The sequence below is a fragment of the Winogradskyella rapida genome, assembly GCF_042675845.1.
Taxonomy (GTDB): domain Bacteria; phylum Bacteroidota; class Bacteroidia; order Flavobacteriales; family Flavobacteriaceae; genus Winogradskyella; species Winogradskyella rapida.
In genome coordinates, this window is record NZ_JBHTKM010000063.1 from 1,656,549 (window position 1) to 1,678,573 (window position 22,025).

Below are 22,025 nucleotides of genomic sequence, written 5' to 3' on the forward strand. Positions count from 1 at the left end.
TCTGTTATTTGATTATCTGTTAATATATACCCAAGCACTCTTAGACTTCGTACCACCTTCGTAAATAACGGTGTAGAAATAAGTTCCTACAGGTAGTTCTTCTCCATCATCAGTTTGTCCATGCCACTCGTTAGTATAATTGTTTTTGAAGTATACTCGTGTACCGTATCTGTTGAAGATTTCTAATTTAGAAACATCGAAGCTACTTAAATCAAAAGTATCATTCTTACCATCATTGTTAGGTGAGATCCCTTCAGGGAAAATACAAGATTCAGCTTCTTCTACCTCAATGTCAACCGTGTTTGTACAACCTGAGTTATTAAATTCAATAATCGCTGTATAATCTCCTGGTAATAAAACTGTATCTAAGATTAAACCTGTACCTGGTGTTGATGTTCCGTTGTATTCCCATGTTACAGTAACTTCAGATTCTGTAAAGTTATCTGGAGTAATACCAATGGTTACTGGTACTGTAGCATTAGGACATACAATGTTGTTAAAGCTAGAATCAACTGAAGCTAAAGGAACAAGGTTAATCACTAAGTTAAATGATGTTGTTTCATAACATCCTGTTACACTGTCTTCAGCTCTTACGTAAACGGTTTCACCGCTACTTGCATAAGGACTTGCTAATGGGTTTGTTCCTGCTTCAGCATCGTCTAAAGAAGTGTGGTAACTCATCACCATGTTAGGGTCTGTTGTTACTTCGTCATCTATAGAAACTAAATCAAATTCTGTTGAACCATCAACAACACCATCTAAATCATCACAAACGATGAAATCTTCTGGTTGGTTAATTTCTGGTCTTGGGTTTACAATTAATGAAACTTCAGATATTTCTCTACAGCCTAAGTAACCATTGTTGTAAGCTTCAGTATCTTCAATACGCATTACTAAAACTTCTCCAGTTGATGTGTAAGGTGAAGTTACAGCGTTGATAGCTTGGTTAGCATCATTTGTTGTTAAGTAATACGTTACCGTATAACCGTCTAAGGCTAATGAGGCTGTAAGCGCATCTAGATCAAATACTTCAGAACCGTCAGCTTCAGGACCATCACATGCAATAAGTTCTTGTGGCTCTACCGCTGGTGCAGCATCATAAAGGTTAATGATAACTTCCTGAGATAATGCAGAAGAGTTACACTGTGAGTCAAAGGCTAAAACTTGGTAGGTTCCAGATTCTGTTACCGTTAAGTCTGTTGCGTTAGCTCCTGTAATTTCTACACCATCTTTAGTCCATACAAAATCATCTGCGAATGGAGAGTAAGTTTCAATAACGATAGAACTGTATCCACATAACGATACTTCGTCTGTTTCTGTTGGGTCATTGTTAGGATCGATGTAAACATCATCACTTACAAGAGAGGCTGTAATATCTGCAATAGTACTACCTGCTCCTGCTCCACCAATATTGGTTTGTCTTACTTGAATAACACCTGGTTCTTTTTCGTAGTTTGTAATTAAGAGTAAATAAATTTCTCCTTGTACAGCATCTGTAAGTGTTACGTTTTCTATAGCTGCTGCAGAGTAACTACAATCAACTACTGCTGATAAGTCACATAAATCATCTCCTGGAGCAAATGGTCCCCAAAGGATAAAATCGACATCAAGTTCATCTCCAATTGGATTGTCATTACTATCAAAAGCCGTATTCTGTACCATTTCAATTAAAATATCTCCAGATGTTCCAATCTCTAATACACTATAGGTTGGGTTTGGCGTTGTATATAAACAGTCAATTGTTCCGTCACCAGGTTCTACTCCAATAGTGTTGTAAGTATATAAGATATCTGTAGCATCACTACCACTACAGTAGTTGTCTGCAAGGTCACATGTTAAGTTAGCTGGCGCAACGTAAGGTGTAATACAAAGATCAAAGGTCGTCGTTTCATTTTCAGTCCCTCCTGAGAAGACTCTGATATAATACGTGCTTCCTACTGTAAGTTCTGGTGTTACACTAGATAATAAGGCAAAACCTGAAGTACAAGCGATTTCTGTTAAACCATCACAAGTTCCTTCGTAAAGTGTATAATCAATATCTGTAGTGTTACTTCCAGCAAGATTAGTTAATGAAATAAGTTGGTATGGGTTAGTTGCTGTGAACTGGAACCAAACATCATCATCTGCATTTGGACTACAAGAAGGATCAGCAACATTTGATGCTGAGGCTCCAAATAACGTACCTGGTGTGCTTTGTACACATAAAATATCATCATTAACAAAAGCAACAGTGGCGTCACAAGGATCGTCATTAGTAGGAGGACAAGCCACCATAATAAGGTTTTCACTACTAATCTTACAGTCTGTATCTTGTTCGTTAGTGATATAAACTTTCACTAAAGTACCAAAGTCAAATGGTCCAACGGTATAGTTACCTGTTGTAGAAACTTGTTCAGTATCTGTATTTACACTGTTAGAAATTTCTAAAGTATCAGCGTCTCCAACACTTGTAAGATCAACGGCAATACTAAATTGGTCATTGTCACAATCAGGAACAATAGTGTAAGCTGCTTCTGCAACGGTACATGCTAAGGCCTGAATATTCACCATAAAGTCTAAAGTTACTCCAGAAGAGCCATTATAACATGGTGTTGGTGTTGAAAAGTTTGTTGTTCCAATACGTAATCTGTGTTCTCCTATTGCTGCTGTTATTGGCATTAAGAATGAAGCATCTAAAACATGTGATGTATCACTGAAGTCAGCACCTTCTGATTCTCCATCGAAAACCATCTCTGTATCATCAAATACTAAATCGTCATTAAAATCAATCCAAACACTTGTGTAATACGTTGAAGTATGTCCAAACACGATTTCAAGGTTGGTATCAATACCTTGGAAGACATCAACTACAGGAGTAAGATGACTTTCGTAATTGACATCACCTTCACTAGTGAAATCTGTATAAGCTAAGGTAACACTGTCTACACCAGATCCTGTATTACTTGTAGGAATAGATTCACAGTAACCTGTATAGAATTCGTAAGGTCCAAAGAATGAACTGATGTCATCTGTACTACATACAGATTGTACATAAAATTCATAAGAAGTATCAGGTTCTAAATCTGTTAAAACATAAGGGTTGGTTGTAATATCAGAGATAGTAGTACCGTCACCTAATAAGAATCCAGCTTCACCATATTGGATATTCCAAGCTGAAGAAGAACCCGTTTCTGTCCATCCTAATTCCGTAGATGTTAACGATAAGTTTGTTGCTGTTAAATCTGCTGGCTCAGGACAAGTTGGAATTCCTCTAACTCTAAAGTTATCGACAAAAACTTGATTATCTTCAGAATCATTTACAGTACCTTCAGAAGCGTAAATAGCAAACTGAGCGGTTTGTCCACTGTAAGCGGTTAAATCTACAACTGGGTGATCTCCGTTAATAGTAAAAACAGAAGTATTGTCATAGGTTACTAAGACAGTCCATGTAGCACCGTTATCGGTAGTCATTACTAATTGTACAACATCATCAGAACCTAAAGTTCCTGGTGTAGTTGTACTTGCGTATTGCATAACTCCAAAGTCAAACTCTACTTGGAAAGGACCTCCAGTTAAATCAAATTGAGGAGAGATAATCCAATCGCTCTTAGTAGCTACCCATAAATTAATTTCGTAAGATCCTGAGGTTCCATCGTTAAGGAATCCATCTGCTCCCCAAGAACTCGTTCCGAAGTCCGTAGGTCCTGTTGTTGGATCTCCACCATCTGCTACTTCCCAACAATCAGGAATAATAGTAGAGAAGGTTTGAATATAGTCTGGTACAAAAATGTCACATTCTGTAGTAAAAGATGCAGGACCGGTATACATACTTAGGTCACCACTACAATCTGCTTGTACATAAACGTCATAAGAAGTAATAGCATCTAAACCTGTTAAAACATAAGGGTTAGAAACATTGGTTGCTGTAGGCGTTCCTGTTGGAGTATCTCCGGCAGCAACAACTTCTATATTCCATACTGTAGAAGTTCCTGCTTCTACCCATGAAACTTCAGCTTCTGTTGCTGTAACGTTACTAACCACTAAGTCATTAGGTTCTGGACAGCTAGGAATATCTCTAACTTCAAAATTATCAACAAAAACCTGAACATCTTCAGGGTCGTTTACAGTTCCTTCAGAAGCGTAAAATGCAAACTGAACCGTTTGACCACTGTAAGCTGTTAAATCTACTACTGGGTGAATTCCATCAGCAGAAACTACTGAAGTATTGTCATAACTTAAAAGCGATGTCCATGTTGTACCTCCATCTGTAGAAATAAAGAAATCAACGGTATCATCAGATCCTAAAATCCCTGCTACTGTTGAGCTTGCATAATCCATGATTCCAAAATCAAACTCTACTTGGAAAGGACCACCTGTTAAGTCAAATTGTGGTGAAAGAATCCAGTCACTTTTATTTGTTGAATATAGGTTAATAGAATAAGCTCCTGTGAAACCGTTATTAAGGAATCCGTCTGCAGTCCAAGAACCGGCACCAAAATTTTGAGGTCCTGTAGTGGCATCTCCAGCATCTGCTTCTTCCCAACATTCTGGAGCAATACTAAAGGTAACATCGGCAAAGTCTTCAAGATAATAAGGTGTATAAGCACCACATGGTGTTGTAAATGAGAATGGGCCTGCCCAAGAACTCAATTCAGTTCCACAATTAGCTTGTACGTAATAGTCATAAGTTGTTAAGCCAGTAAGGCCTGTTGCAGTGTAAGGGTTTGAAATGTTTGTAGCGGTTGGAGTTCCTGTTGGTGTTACTCCAGATTCTACAACTTCAACATTCCATTGCGATACTGTTCCTACTTGATCCCAGCTCAATTCTGCTGATTCTGATGTAATTTCCGTTGCTGTTAATGCACTTGGAGGAATACAGGTTGGTGCTGCAGTAATGTTAATACGTGCGTCTATAGTAACACCATAAGACCCTGAGTAACATGGGTTAGGTGTCGCCTGACCAGAGTCTGCTGTACCGATTCTCATGTTGTAAACCCCTAAAGGTACATCTGGAACTAAGAAAGACGCATTAAGCGTATATGTTGTTGCTGTTTCAGATTCGCCTTGGAAGAAAAGTTCAGTTTCGTTATCAAAAGATAAATCGTTGTTAAGGTCAATCCAAACGTTAGTATAGTAGCTAAAGTAAGTCGCAAATGTAATTTGTAAATTAGCTGTTACCTGTGCTTGTACGTCTACAGTTGTTGCTGTAAAATCTTCATACGTAAGATCACCTCCTGAGGTTAGTGTTTCTTCTCCTAATTCAATTTGTGAGATTCCTGTGTAATCATTAGATGATGGTACAGATTCACAATATCCTGTAAGAGTTGTAAATGGTCCAACCCATTCACTAGTTCCGTCTTCAGTACCACAATCGGCCTGGTAGTAAATAAAATAGTTCGTGTATTCCGTTAATCCTGTAAGCGATGCTTCAGGAGTTCCTGTAACCACTATAGTATTGTCTGCATCTCCAGTACCTGGTACAAAATTTTCTGTTTTATATTCTAAGTTCCATGTGGTTTCTGAAAAACCAGCACTCCACTCTAAATCTATCGAAGTTGTTGTCACTAATGTTGTAGCCATACCTGTAGGTATTACACATGTAGGACTTTCAAATAAAGTAACTACAATGTTAGACCAATCGGCATCAGAACCTGAGTAGCTTTGCGAGAGTGTTAAATCTAAATATCCATCACTCGTAGGAGCATAAATAGCTGGAAAATCACCTGTAAAAGTCAATACAGTGTCCGAACTAGAATTAGCACCGCCTTCAGTAGGTTCAAGGGTAAGCGCGCCTGCGGTTGTCGTAATTGTAAGATCGGCTTCAGAAGCCCATGGGCCGCCTGCGCCAGCTGACCAATCTACAGTTATAGAAAATGAGCTGTAGCTGCCTGATGCTCCGGCTGGAACCCCAGCTGTATTTGCAACATCATTTAAACTAAGCGTCACTGGTGACCCCTCAACCACATTGGTCGGGCCTGTAACGGTGGGGAAACTATACTGTGCTGTTGCCGTAAGGCAAAAACCTAGCATAATTAAAAAGAGAGTAATTTTTTTCATTAGTAATCGGTTTGTTAAAAATTGTTCATTTCCTTTATAACCTTTTGATTATAAAGAGATTTGTTAGTTAGACAGAAAATTAGAGATGAAAATCGTATAGTTAGTGTTGGTTGGACAGCATTATCTATACGATCCCGAATATATAAAAAAGCAGTATTAACAAGGTGTTAACAGTGCTAAAATAGATGAACGACACTTTTTATCGTTAAAATGTTTGGTTGTTTTTCAGGAAGGTTGTAATTCAATGAAAACAGGGAAATGATCGCTATATCCTCCATGGTATTTTTGACCTACAAAAGTGCGAAAAGGTTGGCCTTTGTATTTTCCATGCTGCTGAGTGATAAATTTACTGTTAAAAACCTGAGCATTTTTAAAAATTAGCTTGGGGTTAGAGGTGTCGAAGAAATTAGTGGAAAATAGAATTTGATCAAAGAGTTGCCACTGAAAATTGTGGTTTACACTTCCGCGATCGTAAGACCAAACCGTTTTAAACGGATTAAAAAGTCCGCTTTCGGTTTCCATTAAATGGATGCTTTTGCAATTGGGGTTATCATTAAAATCGCCCATAACAATAATCTTAGCTTCCGGATCTTCTTCTTTTAAGGTTTTAATCACAGCATTAACCACCTTTGCAGCAGCTATACGTTTAAATTCTGTTTCTTTAATCCCTTCTCTTCGTGAGGACCAGTGGTTAATTAAGACACTAATAGGGGCTTGGTCTAGGGTGCCTTTAACCAATAGAATATCTCGGGTATAATCTTGTTCGCCATTAGGGCGTTCTAAATACACGGAATAAGGCTGAGAATGTGTAACTTCAAAATGGTCTGTATTGTAGAGTAAGGCGACATCAATGCCACGTTCATCTGGAGAATCATAATGAATAAAACTATAATTTTTATCTTTGAGTTCCGGACTGTTGATTAAATCTGAAAGTGCCTTTTCATTTTCAACTTCAGCCAAACCTACTAAAACGGGAGGCGTTTGCGTGTTTTCCTTACCAATTTTAGAAATTACAGTGCCTAGCTTTTCAACTTTATTACGATAACGCTTTTTGGTCCATTGTTTTTTAGACGTTGGTAAAAAATCACGATCGTTTATAAATTTATTATTTTCTATGTCGAATAAATTTTCGATATTATAAAATGCAATGGTGTAATCTGTAGGTGTTGTATTCATAGGGATTAAATATAGTTTTTTAACATTACATGTTGCGCATTCAATTGCTTAACTTTGTACTTTACTTAATATATGATAGAAAAAAAAGATATAGATTTAGAAAAAGCAGTACTTATTGGTGTTGTAACACAAAATCAAGATGAGGAAAAGTCTAAAGAATATTTAGATGAACTCGAGTTCTTAACGTTTACCGCCGGTGGTGAAGTGATCAAGCGCTTTACGCAGAAAATGGCTATCCCCAATCCTAAGACCTTTATAGGAACCGGAAAAATGGAAGATGTAAGACAGTTTGTAGAAGCTAATAATGTAGGAACTGTAATTTTTGATGACGAATTATCACCTGCTCAAGAACGTAATATTAGTAAGATTCTGAACTGTAAGATTCTAGATAGAACCAATCTTATTCTCGATATTTTTGCCCAACGCGCCCAAACCAGTTACGCCAGAACCCAAGTAGAACTCGCTCAGTGCGAATATCTGCTGCCACGACTAAAAGGAATGTGGACACACCTTGAGCGTCAAAAAGGGGGAATTGGAATGCGTGGACCTGGAGAAACCGAGATTGAAACCGATAGACGTATTGTCCGTGATAAAATTGCTTTACTAAAAGCAAAGATTAAAACCATTGATAAGCAACAGGCCGTACAACGGGGTAACCGTGGAAAAATGGTGCGTGTGGCCTTAGTGGGCTATACCAATGTTGGGAAATCTACGTTGATGAATGTTATTAGTAAAAGTGAAGTTTTTGCTGAAAACAAATTGTTCGCCACCTTAGATACTACCGTACGTAAAGTGGTGATTGGTAATCTGCCGTTTTTAATGAGTGATACCGTTGGGTTTATTAGAAAATTACCAACGCAACTTGTAGAGTCTTTTAAAAGTACTTTAGATGAAGTTCGAGAGGCTGATTTACTACTTCATGTGGTAGATATTTCTCATAATAACTTTGAAGAGCATATTGATTCCGTTAATCAGATTTTAGACGAAATTGATAGTAAAGACAAACCAACCATTATGGTGTTCAATAAGATTGATGCTTATGAAGCCGAACCTTTTGATGATGATAATTTGGTAGACGAACGTACGAAAGCCAATTACACCATAGAGGAATGGAAAAAAACATGGATGTCTCGCATGGATGGGAATGCCTTATTTATTTCGGCCTTAAACAAAGAAAATATGGACGAGTTTAGAAAACGTGTTTATCAAGAAGTGCGCGAAATTCATATTACAAGATTTCCTTACAATCATTTCTTATATCCAGACGTTGAAGATATAGAATAATAACAACTGCGTTTTTTATGAATACATCTTCGTCGGGTTTAAAGTCTTTATTTCAGAAGATTTTAAAAAATAAGTGGATTAAGGGCGTTATCGTTCTTGGTCTTTTTGCCGTGCTATGCTTGGTTGGCTTATATATAAGTATCTATTTTGGTGTTTTTGGAAAAGTGCCGAGTATAGAGGAGATCAGTTCTATAAAACAAGAACAGGCTACCCAACTTTTAGATAAGGACCAGAAGTTAATTGGTAAATATTATATCTATGATCGGCAGCCCGTTGTTTTTGAAGACTTTCCTAAGCACCTTATTGAAGCCTTAGTCGCTACTGAAGATTCGCGATTTTATGAGCACGATGGTATTGATAATATCAGTTTAATGCGCGTGTTTGTAAAGAATCTTATCCTTCAAGATAAATCGGCAGGCGGCGGAAGTACCATTACCCTGCAATTGGCTAAAAATTTATATGGCAGAAAAAATTACGCCATGTTCAGTATGCTTATTAATAAATTTAAAGAGTCTATTGTTGCCAAGCGGATTGAAACGGTGTATTCTAAAAACGAAATTCTAACCTTATACCTTAATACTGTACCATTTTCAGATAATACCTATGGTATAGAAAGTTCTGCGCTTAAGTTTTTTAATAAGTCGGTTAATGACCTTTCAGTTGTAGAAGCGGCTGCATTGGTAGGGACGCTAAAGGCGAATTCTTATTACAATCCTAGAGTGCATTTAGAGCGAAGTAGAGATCGTAGAAATGTGGTTTTAGACCAGATGAAAAATTACGGTTATCTGTCTGAAGATTCCTTAAGGTTTTATGCGGCTAAACCCTTGGAGTTAGATTACCGTTCTTTTAATCATGATGTAGGCCTAGCGCCTTATTTTAGGGCAGAAGTTAAGAAGCAACTAGAAAAAATCTTAGATACCTTAAAAACGCCCAATGGTGAAAAGTACGACCTTTATAAAGATGGACTTATTGTACACACCACGTTAGATTATAAGATGCAAGAGTTGGCCGAGCAAGCCATGCAAGAGCATATGAAATTCTTGCAGGCGGCTTTTGAAAAGTCTTATGGCACCTCAGGTCCTTGGGAGGTCAATTCTAAAGTATTACAAAGTGAAATTAACAAATTGCCGCGGGTTAAAGCGTATAAAGCACTAGGATTAACAGCGCAGCAAATTAAAGACTCTTTAAACTTAAAGCGTCCTGTAGATTTATTTCGTTGGAAAGGGGATACGCTTCAGCAAGTTTCTGCTATAGATAGTATAAAGCATTATCTAAAGTTTTTGAACACCGGGATGTTGGCTATTGAACCGACTACCGGAGCGGTGCGCAGTTATATAGGAGGTATAGATTACCGCTATTTTAAATATGATCATGTTTCGCAGAGCGAACGCCAAGTTGGGTCTACCTTTAAACCTTTTGTTTATACCGCAGCGATTGACGAAGGATTAAATCCTTGTAGCTACTTCTCGTTAAATAAAGTAACCTATACCAATTATGAAAATTGGACACCGAGTAATGCGGGAGCTAAGGAAGACGATCCTTATATTAATTACACCCTTGAAAAAGCCTTAAGTAATTCTGTTAATACCATTTCCGTTAAGGTTTTAGAGGAGGTGGGTATTCCGAAGGTTATAGCACAAGTAAAAAAATTAGGCATCACTAAAACAATGCCTGAAGAGCCCTCTTTAGCTTTGGGGGTTGCTCAGATTAATTTAGAGGAATTAACTGGGGCTTATGCCAGCTATTTAAATGAAAGTAAAACGGTAAAGCCTTACTACATTACCAAAATAGAAGATAAATCAGGGCGTATTATTGCGCAATTTGAACCTGAGGTAGCAGAAGAGCAAGCCTATAGTGATTACACTAGGCAAGTGCTTTTAGAGATGATGCAGTCTACTGTAAATTCGGGTACGGCCACCCGATTACGACAGACTTATGGCTTAACAAATGCTATTGCCGGAAAAACAGGAACCACACAGAATAACAAAGATGGTTGGTTTGTAGGATTGACACCGCATTTAGTTACGGTGACTTGGGTTGGGAATGACAATCATAGTATTGGTTTTAAGTCAACAGGGATGGGACAAGGCGCTAATTCGGCCTTACCCATTTTTGCTAAGTTCTATCAGAAATTAAATAAAGACGCAGATTATAAGGCTATTACCCAAGCCAAATTTGAGGAACCTTCCGATGAGGTCGTCCTGACTATGGATTGCGAACCTACTAAACGCGATGGTTTTATAAAACGACTGTTTAAGAGAAAAGAGAAGAAGAAAAAGTTTCACTAAGCGTTAATTTGAAGCATAAAAAAACCTGTCTAAATTGAATCTAGACAGGTTTTTTTTGAGTTGGATTATGTGACATTTAGAACGCGTATGATAAACCAACAGTGTAATAAGATTGTAATTTGTTATCTACAGAATCAAAAGTTTCTGCAGTATTTCCTAACGTATTTACTGAGTAATCTAAAGCTTCTTGCTTGTTGCTACGTAAACCAAAATCAAAACCTACACCAATCATTTTCCATAATTTATAGCTGAAAGAGTTTGTCCAAGTGAAGTTAGAAAGGTCTGAACTTTCATAGCTTTGGAAAGCAGAAAGGTTTGTTTTGAAGCTAATAGCACCGATTTGTCTTGTATAATCAGCCACAATTTTAGCACCTAAAGAAGATTCAAAAATAGTATCGTCATCAGCAAAAACAAAGTTGTAGTTTAATGGGTGTACGACAACAATTAAGTTTTCAATAGGCGTCCAAGTTGCACCAATACCAAGATCTAAATAACCTGGGTCATTGAAATTATCTAAAACCGTTGTTCTGTATTCTCCTAAACCAGAGATTGCAATTTTTTCACTAAGCTTATAACCGTATAAAGATGAAATGTTGAAAACATCTGTTGTAGATTCGAAAGAATCACTGTCAGTAGCATCATCCTTGTCATCTAATTTTACCCACGCAAAATTTGTAGTTAAAGCATTTCTCCAGAAATATTTTGCTTCAATTTTGTTCGCAAAGGCATTAAAAGAAATCCCAATGTTACCAGAGCTGTTGTTAGGTGTTCCTTGAGAATACCAATCGTTAAATTCAGATAAGCTACCACCAATGGTACCGAAAGCTCCAACTCTCCATCCTGGTAAGGCATCAATTTGTGCTTGTAAGGCATTCGCTTCGCTCTGGAATTTGTCAGCTTCCGCTTGTTTTTCGGCTTTTTGAGCCTGCAATTCTTCTTTTGATTGAGAAAAACCAAGACTTAGAGCAAGCATCATTGCTGCTGATAAAAATAATTTTTTGTTCATATTCATAATGAGGTGAATTTTAAAAGTTTATAGTTATGTTAATTAATCACTCTTGTTAGACACAGGCATTATTCAGAAGTCACAATTAAAATGAGTTTGCAACGCCTTTATAACATTAGTATAGGCTAACGAGACTTGGGAACAAAATTATTTCGCTTTTATAGATAATACCAACAGTGGTATGGATTTTAATAAAATTTTAAGGTTTTTATCGGGCTTTTGCTTTTTTATATAAAGGAACGGCCGAGCAGGCTTCACCAAACATCATAGACTTAACTACAGGTTTTAATTTTTGAGACAATAACATCATTGCGTTAGCAGGTACAGGCTTATTAGAACAGCCTTTAATAATTACAGGAGCATCTTGGTATTCCGAAACTTCTAAATTTTCAATGATAGTTACATATAAAAGGGATTCTAAAGCCTCTAAATCTCCAATAATAGTACGCTGACTATAGGGTTCTAACTCTAGGGCTATGAGCATGTAGGCCCAATCGGGTACAATGGCATCGGTAGAACAGTGTAAGGCTACGAAACAGTCTTGGTACTGCGACCAGTTATGTGCTGCAACACTTGCTCTAAACTCTTTTTCGCGCAGTACTAAGCCTTCTAATAACCAAGGCTTAATATCAAATAAGACCCGTTTACCGCTTGGGTAATAATCTTCTAGATCTATAACTTTTAAGTTACTATTTGCGACTCTATTTATAATTTCTTCTGCCATATGTCTTTAAAGATAAATATTTTATTGATAGCCTTCTGCTTGTAACGTAAACAATTCGGCATATAATTTCTGATTTTCCATCAGTTCCTCGTGAGTTCCAATTTCTAGGGCACTTCCTTGTTCTAGAACTAAAATTCTATCTGCTTGCCTTACGGTGCTAAAACGGTGCGAAATAATAATGCTAGTTTTTCCTTCGGTTAAACCAATAAAACGATCAAAAACTTCGCTCTCGGCACGGGCATCTAAGGCTGATGTAGGTTCATCTAAGACCATCACTTCCGCATTTTTCATATAAGCCCTGGCTAAGGCTACTTTTTGCCATTGACCGCCCGATAATTCTTGTCCGTTGTAAAAACGTTTTCCTAATTGCTGATTGTAGCCTTTTTTTAATTCTGAAACCACGCTATTTGCTAAACTTAATTCAGCGGCATTCTCTATTTTTTCCTGATTTTCTAGCTCATCAATATCTCCGATAGCGATGTTTTCTTTAACGGTAAATTCATAGCGAAAGAAATCTTGAAATATCACACCAAAATACTCCTGATATTCGGCAATATTATAGCGGTTGATGTTAACACCATCTAATAAGATCTCCCCGGCGGTAGGTTCGTAAAACCTCAGGAGGAGTTTAATTAAGGTCGTTTTTCCGGCGCCATTCTGTCCTACAAAGGCTAACTTTTCACCTGCTTTTAGTGTAAAGGAGATGCCTTTTAAAATTTCATTTTCAGAATTAGGGTAGGCAAAACGGACGTCTTTAAACTCAAATCCGGTTTTAATCTTTTTAGGAAGGGAAAGGTTTTCTTGTGTTTCTGAGCCTAGAGAAATATCAATAAAATCGAAATAATCTTTTAGATACAAGGCACTTTCAGAAATCTTAGTGAATCTAGAAAAGAAATCCTGTAGGTTTTTCATTAAACGGTTAAATGATCCGGATAAAAAGGTCAGTTCCCCTAAGGTTATAGCTCCCGATAGCACTCTGTAAATAATAAATACATAAGCGCCGTAGTAACTAATAGACCCTAAAACATTAAATAAAAATCCTAGTGCAGAGCGCTTTATGGCTAGGGTTTTATTGAGTTGGTAATACTCTTCCGAAAGGTTTTGAAAACGATTAACGATAAAGTCTGTTAAACCAAAAAGTTTAATTTCTTTAGCGGTTTTATCATTGGCGCCAATAAAGCGTAAATAGTCCAATTCTCGGCGTTCTGAGGTCCAGCTACGGGCAAGGGAATACTGTTGTTGGCTAAAGCGTATCTCGTTAATAAACGAAGGGATAATGCTTAAGACTAAAAGAATAATTAAATAGGGTTCAAAATAAATTAAACCGGCCACCAGCGTGGTAATAGAGATGCCGCTTTGTACTTGAGCTAAGACGTTAGACATTAAGCCCACACGACCGTTAGTTTGAGTTCTAGCGCGTTCTAATTTATCGTAAAACTCAGAATCTTCTAACAGACTAATATTAATCTGATTGGTTTTTTTTATAATACTTACCGAGCTGGTAATATTATACTCATCCCCTAATAAACCGTCAGTCAAAGAGATGGCTCTACTTATAAGGTCTGAAAGGATCACTAATGCAAATTCTGCCCCTACGTAGGTCCACAAGGTATAATAGTCGGGGTTGTCTAATGAAATTTGTAAGATAATTTCATCTACAATAAGTTTCCCTATCCATAAGATAACGACAGGGAGTAGGGCGCCAATAAGGCGACAAAATGCAGATAATAGGAAGAGGCCTTTATTGACTTTCCAAATTTCTTTGAAAAATCTAGGGATGTAGATTAAAGCATTAAAGGACGATTTTATATTAGTTTTCTTATCGTCCTTTAATGATGTAAATGGGCGTCTTGGCATAGGCGAGGTTTAATTAAAGCATACCAAGCTCTAACTTGGCTTCTTCGCTCATTAATTCTTGAGACCATGGCGGATCGAAAGTGATTTCTACTTCGGCATCCTTAACCTCATTTATAGATTTTACTTTCTCTTCAACCTCTAAAGGTAAAGTTTCTGCCACCGGACAATTTGGTGTGGTTAAGGTCATTAAGATTTTTACTTCGAAATCTTCGTTAATTAAAACGTCATAGATTAATCCTAATTCATAGATGTCTACAGGAATTTCAGGATCGTAAATGGTCTTGATAACTTTAAGGATTTTTTCTCCTATTATGGTGGTGTCTATTTGTTCGCTCATTGAAAAAAAATTAGTGCCGAGGTCTTGCAATTTTATAGGTAAAACGCTTTTTTAGCGTTATTGCTTTCCTTGGGGTGTATTAATTTAATTGGGTTTGGTATGCAATGGCATACATTTTTAACTGCTTTATCATGCTCACTAAACCATTAGCTCTGGTGGGTGATAAATGCTCTTTTAATCCTATTTGATCAATAAAATCCGTATTGGCTTCAATGATGGCTTTAGGATGTTGGTTAGAAAAGGTACGAATTAAAATGGCAATAATACCTTTAGTGATAATAGCATCGCTATCTGCGGTAAATTGAACCTTATCATCTTCTAAATTGGCATGTACCCATACTTTACTCTGACAACCTTTTATAATATTGTCATCAGTCTTATATTTTTCGTCAATTAAAGGAAGGTCTTTCCCTAAATCGATCATATATTGGTAACGCTCTTCCCAATCTTCAAACATGGAAAATTCGTCAATAATTTCATTCTGTACGTCTTCAATAGTCATAGTCTCTTCGTTTAATGCAAAATTACAAAATCGTTAGGGCTTTCTAAGATTTTCTTTTATGGATAACACTTTATTAACTAAAGCCTCAATGCTTTTGGGTGGATTACCATGATCAAAAGCAGGGCTAGCGTATTCTACATCGCCTACAGTGATAGCTAAGCTGGCATGCGGAGCGCCATCGTACTGATGGGCAGTTGAAGGCGGTGTGAGCGTTGTTATTTCAGACAACTCAATAGCATCGATTAATACTTTTAATGCCTTCCAATCATCTGCTGGCATTGGGGTAATCGTTGTTTTTTGTAAGCCTTTATCTTTTGAGGTAACGGCTTGTACTTTGGATAGAAGGATAAAATCAAAATCCGTTCTAGAAAAGCTTTCGTATTTTACACGAAGTCGATCCTTGTAATCGACCTCCTTAGGCGTTTTAACAGCTTCTACTTGCAGTTGTCCTTTAATGAGAGGTCCTTCTGTATTTGAAAAGCTTATCGTGGCCCCATCGACGTTAAAATGAGTAGCTTGTTTTAAAGCCGTGAAATAGTCATTTTCTAACTGACTAATGGCTTTAGGACATAGTTTTTTTGAGGCTGCAATTGGGCTAAAGGCTATTTCGTTGCCTTCAGTGGTGTAGGTCGCAAAAAAGCTATTGCATCCGCCATGACCTGTAACTTTGCCCGTTGTAGGGTTAAAAGTAATATTTAAAGCACCAGGGTTTATCGTTTCAGAATTAACTTCAGTAATAAGATAAGTGGCTGCTGGTATGGTCTGTGGCATTGTATCCTTATTTTCAAGGGCTGTTTTAGACGAGTTACAAGAACTCAAAGTCAGGATAATTATAAATAAATGGAGTACTGTTTTCATCTTTGAAGTGTTTACTGATTAAAGTTACACTTTTAATGCCAAAGTTTATGAGAGCATCATAATGGCTTTTTTAAGCGCAACGACGAAGGCATCAATTTCCGCTTTAGTATTATAGAACATAAAAGAAGCCCTGATGGTTCCAGGAATCTTGAAAAAGTCCATAATAGGCTGTGCACAATGATGACCTGTACGTACGGCAACGCCCATTTTATCAAGGATCGTTCCGATGTCGTAAGGGTGAATAGTACCAACATTAAAAGAAATCACCGAAGTTTTTTCTTCTGAGGTTCCGTAAATTTTTAAATCGTCAATTTGAAGTAATTGCTCCGTAGCATAGCTGAGAAGCTCATTTTCGTAAGCGGCAATGTTTTCAAATCCTATAGCATTCATATAATCTAAAGCCGCCGCAAACGCGATACCGCCACATATATTTGGCGTTCCGGCTTCAAATTTATGAGGAAGTCCTGCATAGGTGGTTTTTTCAAAACTTACTTCAGCAATCATCTCTCCACCACCTTGATAAGGAGGGAGTTTTTCAAGCCATTCTTCTTTTCCGTAAAGCATACCTACACCAGTAGGTCCACAAATTTTATGCGCTGAACAGACATAGAAATCCACATCTAAAGCTTGAACATCCGGTTTTAAATGCGGGCAAGATTGAGCGCCATCTACTAAAACCGCAGCTCCCACGCTGTGAGCACGATCTATAATGTATTCTATAGGATTAATGGTCCCTAAAGCGTTAGAAATATGATTAACAAACACCAATTTGGTGGCTTCGTTTAATAAAGCATCAAAATCGGCTAAGATTAATTCGCCATCCTCGTTCATAGGAATGACTTTTAAGATGGCTCCTGTACGTTCGCAAAGCATTTGCCAAGGCACAATATTACTATGGTGCTCTAAGGCCGAAACAATAATTTCATCTCCTTTCTTTAATAAAGATGAAAAGCCATTAGCAACGAGATTAATACCGTGGGTGGTCCCAGATGTATAAATTATCTCATGCGCTTCTTTGGCGTTAAAATGCTTCTGAATGGTTATCCGTGCTTTCTCGTAAGCATCCGTTGCTTCTTGACTTAAGCTGTGAACGCCACGGTGTATATTCGCATTATAATTGCTGTAGTACGATACAATGACATCTATAACTTGCTGCGGGGTTTGTGAGGTGGCAGCGTTATCAAAATAAATTAATGGTTTTCCGTTTACCTTACGGTTTAGAATAGGAAAGTCTTTGCGGATATCTTGTACGTTGAGCATGGTCTAGTTTAAATAAGAGACCTGTTTAAGTATGATGGATAAACAGGTCTTTGGTATGGTTTACAAATCAAACCCGATGTTTACACCTAATTTATTGGCAATGATTTTTGTAATTCTATTTTTAATCTCTGGGATTTTAACAGAATCTAAAACTGTGTTACTAAAGGCAAACATGAGTAAGGCTTTGGCTTCTTTTTCAGGAATACCACGTGAGCGTAAATAAAACATGGCACTTTCATCTAATTGACCAATGGTACAACCGTGAGAACATTTTACATCATCAGCAAAAATCTCTAGTTGAGGTTTGGTGTTAATGCTCGCTTTATCACTAACTAAAATGTTGTTATTAGCCTGAAAAGCATTGGTTTTCTGAGCGAGTTTTTCTACAACAACTTTTCCGTTGAAAACACCCGTAGATTTATCATCAAAGATCCCTTTGTAATCTTGGTGACTTTCGCAATTTGGTTCAATATGATGTACTAAAGTGTTATGATCTACATGTTGTTTATCACCAATAACGGTAATACCTTTCATGGTAGAGTCTATACGTTCGCCATTTTGATAAAACTCTAAATTGTTTCTTACCAATTTCCCTCCGAATGAAAAGGTGTGGACTTTGGCTAAACTTTCTTGCTTCTGATTGATAAAGGTATTATCAATAATAGAAGCCGTTTGTTTATCATTTTGAATTTTGTAATAATCAACAATGGCACGTTTGTTTGTAAAAATCTCTGTGACAGAATTGGTTAAAACAGGATTATCGGTTAAACTCTGATGACGTTCTATAATCTGAACATGTGCATTTTCGTTAACGATAATTAAATTTCTTGGTTGTAGCATTACTGCAGCTTCATTTCCGGTAGAGAAATGTATAATTTGAATCGGCTTATCAACCACCTTGTTTTTAGGAATGTTGATATAAGCCCCTTCGTAAGCAAATGCAGTATTTAAAGAGGATAGACCGTCTTTCTTGGCAATTTTATTGAAATAATTGTCTATAATAACCTTGTACTTGGGCTTTGTTAAAGCGGCAGACATAAGGCAGACGTCTAAACCATCATGTGTGGTTTGCGATAAATGTGACGCGTATTTACCATCGATAAAGATGATTTTGTAAGCATCAATATCATGAATAAAGTATTTCTTAACATCCTTAAATTCAATCTCATTATCTTGCTTAGGAAACACACTATAATCCTGCTTTAAAACGGAATTTAAGGACGTGTATTTCCAAGCTTCTAACTTTTTAGTCGGAAAGCCTTCTGCTTCAAATGTTTTTATAGCTTCAGTTCGTATATCATGTATCGACGAGTTCACATCTACGTTGTCCTCAAAGGCCATAAACGACGATACTAATTTTTCTTTTAATTCCATTTTTGTTCAGTTTTCAGTTTTTCACCTGCTCTACCGTATTCTGGGAAGTGCAATAAAAAACTGTGTCCTTATTTTTTTATTAAAAACATGCTAGGTAAGCGGGGGTTGTGCTGTGTTTGGTATGACCAAAGACAAGCCTATCCTAAAAAGGAAATTAGGCACCCACCTCTTCTTTAATCCAATCGTAACCTTTAGCTTCTAACTCGTGTGCTAATTCTTTGGTACCTGATTTTACGATCTTACCATTTAATAAAACGTGTACAAAATCTGGAACGATATAATCTAATAAACGTTGGTAGTGTGTAATTACAATTACAGCGTTGTCTTTAGATTTTAGTTTGTTAACACCATTAGAAACAATACGTAGGGCGTCAATATCTAAACCAGAATCGGTTTCATCTAAAATGGCTAATTTAGGATCTAACATGGCCATTTGGAAAATTTCGTTTCTCTTTTTTTCACCTCCAGAGAAGCCTTCATTAAGAGAACGCGATAAGAACTTACGGTCTATTTCTAATAATTCAGATTTCTCACGAATCATCTTTAACATGTCTTTAGCTGGCATGTCTTCTAAACCTTTAGCTTTACGTGAAGAATTGATGGCTGTTTTCATAAAGTTAGTTACGCTAACTCCAGGGATTTCAACAGGATATTGAAACGATAAAAAGACGCCTTTGTGGGCACGCTCTTCTGCGGCTAATTCTTCAATGTCTTCCTCTTCTAATAAAATAGAACCTTCCGTAACTTCGTAGTCTTCTTTACCTGCAATAACAGAAGCTAAGGTACTCTTACCAGAACCGTTTGGTCCCATAATAGCATGAACTTCTCCTGGTTTTACTTCAAGATTTATCCCCTTTAAAATGGCTTTATCTCCTATACTTGCATGTAAATTATTAATCTTTAACATAGTCTTAATTTGCTAATTTTATAACGTCTTTTCCTTCTGGATCAGGTGCTTCCACCTTTAAAATTTCTTTTATTTCTACACGGTATTGCCATCCTTCTTCGTCTTTGTTTTTTTCAAACTTTCTGACTTTTACGGTGACTGGTACCATATCTGTGTCTTCATTTTTTAAAGCAGTGACCTGCTTATTGAGTTGGTGCATCTTTTCATCAATAACAACTCCGTAAATTTCTGAAGGGGTTTGTAATACGGCCGCATCGGCATAGTATACAAAGTCACCTTTTAAGGTAACATAAGCTTCAGATGTCGTTTTAGTTATGGGGTTTTCGTCTTTAGAATTGGCCTCTTGTTTAGGCTCGTTTTTACAAGCAAAAAAGACTAAAGTTAAAACAATAATGACGCTAATTTTTCTCATATTTCAATGGTTGGATTTGCAATATTATTACCCTTAAACAAAGTGGTGACCACTTTTAAATGTTCTATCCTACAGAACCTTCTAAACTAATTTCTAATAGTTTTTGTGCTTCTACAGCAAACTCCATAGGAAGTTTGTTTAGGACTTCTTTACTAAACCCATTTACGATTAAGGCAATGGCTTTTTCAGTATCGATTCCTCTTTGGTTACAATAGAAAATCTGGTCTTCTCCAATTTTACTCGTGGTAGCCTCGTGCTCAATCATGGCACTTTTATTTTTGGCTTCGATATATGGGAAAGTGTGTGCGCCACATTCATTCCCCATTAATAAACTATCACACTGGGAGAAGTTACGAGCATTCTCAGCACGCGAATTAATTTGTACCAATCCACGGTAAGAGTTTTGCGATTTTCCTGCAGAAATTCCCTTAGATATAATGGTCGATTTGGTGTTCTTCCCTAAGTGAATCATTTTAGTTCCTGTATCGGCCTGTTGGTAATTATTAGTAACGGCAATAGAGTAAAATTCTCCGACAGAGTTATCACCTTTTAAGATACAAGATGGGTATTTCCATGTTACGGCAGACCCGGTTTCTACTTGTGTCCAAGATATTTTGGCGTTCTTCTCACAAAGGCCTCTTTTGGTGACAAAATTGTATACCCCACCTTTTCCTTCAGCATTTCCTGGGAACCAGTTTTGTACTGTTGAGTATTTTATTTCAGCGTCATCTAAGGCAATAAGTTCTACAACGGCCGCGTGTAATTGGTTTTCGTCTCTACTTGGAGCGGTACAACCTTCTAAATAGGAAACGTAACTGCCTTCATCTGCAATAACAAGGGTTCTTTCAAACTGACCTGTTCCGGCTTGGTTAATTCTGAAATAAGTAGATAATTCCATTGGGCAACGCACGCCTTTAGGAATGTAACAGAAACTACCATCACTAAATACTGCAGAATTTAAAGCGGCGTAAAAATTATCTTTTTGTGGTACGACGGTTCCTAAGTATTTCTTTACCAATTCTGGGTGTTCTTTTATGGCTTCTGAAATACTCATAAAAATAATACCCTTTTCTCCTAAAGTCTTTTTAAAGGTCGTAGCGACTGAAACGGAATCTACAACCACGTCCATAGCAACGCCAGCAAGCTTTTTCTGCTCGTCTAGTGAGATGCCTAATTTTTCAAACGTGGCTAATAATTCTGGGTCAACTTCGTCAATACTATCGTATTTTGGTTTGTTGTTGGGTGCAGAATAATAAGAGATCGCCTGAAAATCGGGTTTTTTGTAGTTAACGTTAGCCCAATCTGGTTCTGTCATTTCTTTCCAAACTTTAAAAGCTTCAAGACGCCAAGCGGTCATCCATTCTGGCTCTTCTTTTTTCTTGGAAATAGCAATAACAATCTCTTCATTAAGACCATTAGGGAAGGTTTCTGATTCTATATCAGTATAAAAACCATATTCGTATTCTTTGGTTTTTAATTCTTCTCTAAGATCGTCTTCTGTATATTTACTCATAATAATTTTTGCGTTTTTTTAAGCGCCTTCTCTAAGGAAGGTTGGGGTAAGCTCGATTTAAAGTGAAAAAGATTCGCCACAACCGCAGGTGCGATTGGCATTAGGGTTGTTAAAAACAAAACCAGTTCCATTTAAGCCTCCAGAATATTCTAAGGTGGTACCAATAAGATATAAGAAACTCTTTTTGTCTACAATGATTTTAATATCATTGGCTTCAAAAACTTTGTCATCTTCTAATTGTGTTTTGTCAAACTTTAAATCGTAAGATAAACCCGAGCAGCCACCACTTTTTACACCGACTCTTACGTAGTCTGTGCTAGGGTCATAGCCGTCATCAGTCATAAGTTCTATAACTTTCTTTTTTGCATGTTCAGAGACATTGATCATATTGAATAACTAGATTAGTTCTAAATAGAATGCAAATATACGATATAGCAAGTGTTTAACCATAGCTACTAACATTATATTAGTATATGATTTCATAAGCAATG

General features: G+C 37.0%; 16 protein-coding genes. 2 read left to right on the forward strand and 14 right to left on the reverse strand.

The features are described from left to right. Nucleotides 1-12 precede the first annotated feature (12 nt). Nucleotides 13-6,036 carry a GEVED domain-containing protein gene (locus ACFQ13_RS14460; RefSeq protein WP_386118556.1) on the reverse strand — a complete coding sequence of 2,008 codons (6,024 nt, stop codon included), beginning with the start codon at nucleotides 6,034-6,036 and terminating at the stop codon, nucleotides 13-15. 225 nt (nucleotides 6,037-6,261) lie between these two features. Next, a complete protein-coding gene (locus tag ACFQ13_RS14465) occupies nucleotides 6,262-7,212 on the reverse strand; it encodes an endonuclease/exonuclease/phosphatase family protein (protein ID WP_386118558.1) in 951 nt (316 codons plus the stop codon). 72 nt (nucleotides 7,213-7,284) lie between these two features. On the opposite strand from ACFQ13_RS14465, the gene hflX reads away from it, so the two are divergent. Then, nucleotides 7,285-8,496, forward strand: coding sequence for a GTPase HflX (gene hflX, locus ACFQ13_RS14470; protein WP_114308217.1), 1,212 nt, complete (start codon nucleotides 7,285-7,287; stop codon nucleotides 8,494-8,496). 17 nt (nucleotides 8,497-8,513) lie between these two features. Next, a complete protein-coding gene (locus ACFQ13_RS14475) occupies nucleotides 8,514-10,784 on the forward strand; it encodes a penicillin-binding protein 1A (RefSeq protein WP_386118561.1) in 2,271 nt (756 codons plus the stop codon). 76 nt (nucleotides 10,785-10,860) lie between these two features. On the opposite strand, the gene ACFQ13_RS14480 is transcribed toward ACFQ13_RS14475, so the two are convergent. The 12 genes from ACFQ13_RS14480 to ACFQ13_RS14535 form a co-directional block, all read right to left on the reverse strand. Then, nucleotides 10,861-11,790, reverse strand: a complete 930-nt coding sequence (locus ACFQ13_RS14480; protein WP_386119466.1) for a DUF3078 domain-containing protein — start codon at nucleotides 11,788-11,790, stop codon at nucleotides 10,861-10,863. Nucleotides 11,791-11,998: 208 nt separating this feature from the next. After that, nucleotides 11,999-12,514, reverse strand: coding sequence for a DUF2480 family protein (locus tag ACFQ13_RS14485; RefSeq protein ID WP_386118563.1), 516 nt, complete (start codon nucleotides 12,512-12,514; stop codon nucleotides 11,999-12,001). Between the two features lie 21 nt (nucleotides 12,515-12,535). Then, on the reverse strand, nucleotides 12,536-14,371 hold the full coding sequence (locus tag ACFQ13_RS14490) for an ABC transporter ATP-binding protein (protein WP_386118566.1): 1,836 nt from the start codon (nucleotides 14,369-14,371) through the stop codon (nucleotides 12,536-12,538). A gap of 13 nt (nucleotides 14,372-14,384) precedes the next feature. Further along, nucleotides 14,385-14,708 (reverse strand): iron-sulfur cluster assembly protein, encoded by a 324-nt coding sequence (locus ACFQ13_RS14495; protein ID WP_114308221.1) that lies wholly within the window; start codon nucleotides 14,706-14,708, stop codon nucleotides 14,385-14,387. A gap of 79 nt (nucleotides 14,709-14,787) precedes the next feature. Beyond that, on the reverse strand, nucleotides 14,788-15,210 hold the full coding sequence (locus tag ACFQ13_RS14500) for a SufE family protein (RefSeq protein ID WP_386118568.1): 423 nt from the start codon (nucleotides 15,208-15,210) through the stop codon (nucleotides 14,788-14,790). Nucleotides 15,211-15,243: 33 nt separating this feature from the next. Beyond that, a complete protein-coding gene (locus ACFQ13_RS14505; protein ID WP_386118570.1) occupies nucleotides 15,244-16,068 on the reverse strand; it encodes an META domain-containing protein in 825 nt (274 codons plus the stop codon). A 45-nt stretch (nucleotides 16,069-16,113) separates the two neighbouring features. After that, on the reverse strand, nucleotides 16,114-17,328 hold the full coding sequence (locus tag ACFQ13_RS14510) for an aminotransferase class V-fold PLP-dependent enzyme (RefSeq protein ID WP_386118572.1): 1,215 nt from the start codon (nucleotides 17,326-17,328) through the stop codon (nucleotides 16,114-16,116). Between the two features lie 60 nt (nucleotides 17,329-17,388). Continuing rightward, entirely contained in the window at nucleotides 17,389-18,702 is a 1,314-nt protein-coding gene (gene sufD / locus ACFQ13_RS14515; RefSeq protein WP_386118575.1) for a Fe-S cluster assembly protein SufD, read from the reverse strand. A 154-nt stretch (nucleotides 18,703-18,856) separates the two neighbouring features. Beyond that, nucleotides 18,857-19,609 carry a Fe-S cluster assembly ATPase SufC gene (gene sufC / locus ACFQ13_RS14520; RefSeq protein ID WP_386118577.1) on the reverse strand — a complete coding sequence of 251 codons (753 nt, stop codon included), beginning with the start codon at nucleotides 19,607-19,609 and terminating at the stop codon, nucleotides 18,857-18,859. A 4-nt stretch (nucleotides 19,610-19,613) separates the two neighbouring features. Then, nucleotides 19,614-20,021, reverse strand: a complete 408-nt coding sequence (locus ACFQ13_RS14525) for a hypothetical protein (protein ID WP_386118580.1) — start codon at nucleotides 20,019-20,021, stop codon at nucleotides 19,614-19,616. A gap of 64 nt (nucleotides 20,022-20,085) precedes the next feature. After that, complete coding sequence (gene sufB / locus ACFQ13_RS14530) at nucleotides 20,086-21,534, reverse strand: Fe-S cluster assembly protein SufB (RefSeq protein WP_114308228.1); 1,449 nt, start codon at nucleotides 21,532-21,534, stop codon at nucleotides 20,086-20,088. A gap of 57 nt (nucleotides 21,535-21,591) precedes the next feature. Continuing rightward, a complete protein-coding gene (locus ACFQ13_RS14535; protein ID WP_386118582.1) occupies nucleotides 21,592-21,921 on the reverse strand; it encodes a HesB/IscA family protein in 330 nt (109 codons plus the stop codon). Between the last annotated feature and the right edge of the window lie 104 nt (nucleotides 21,922-22,025).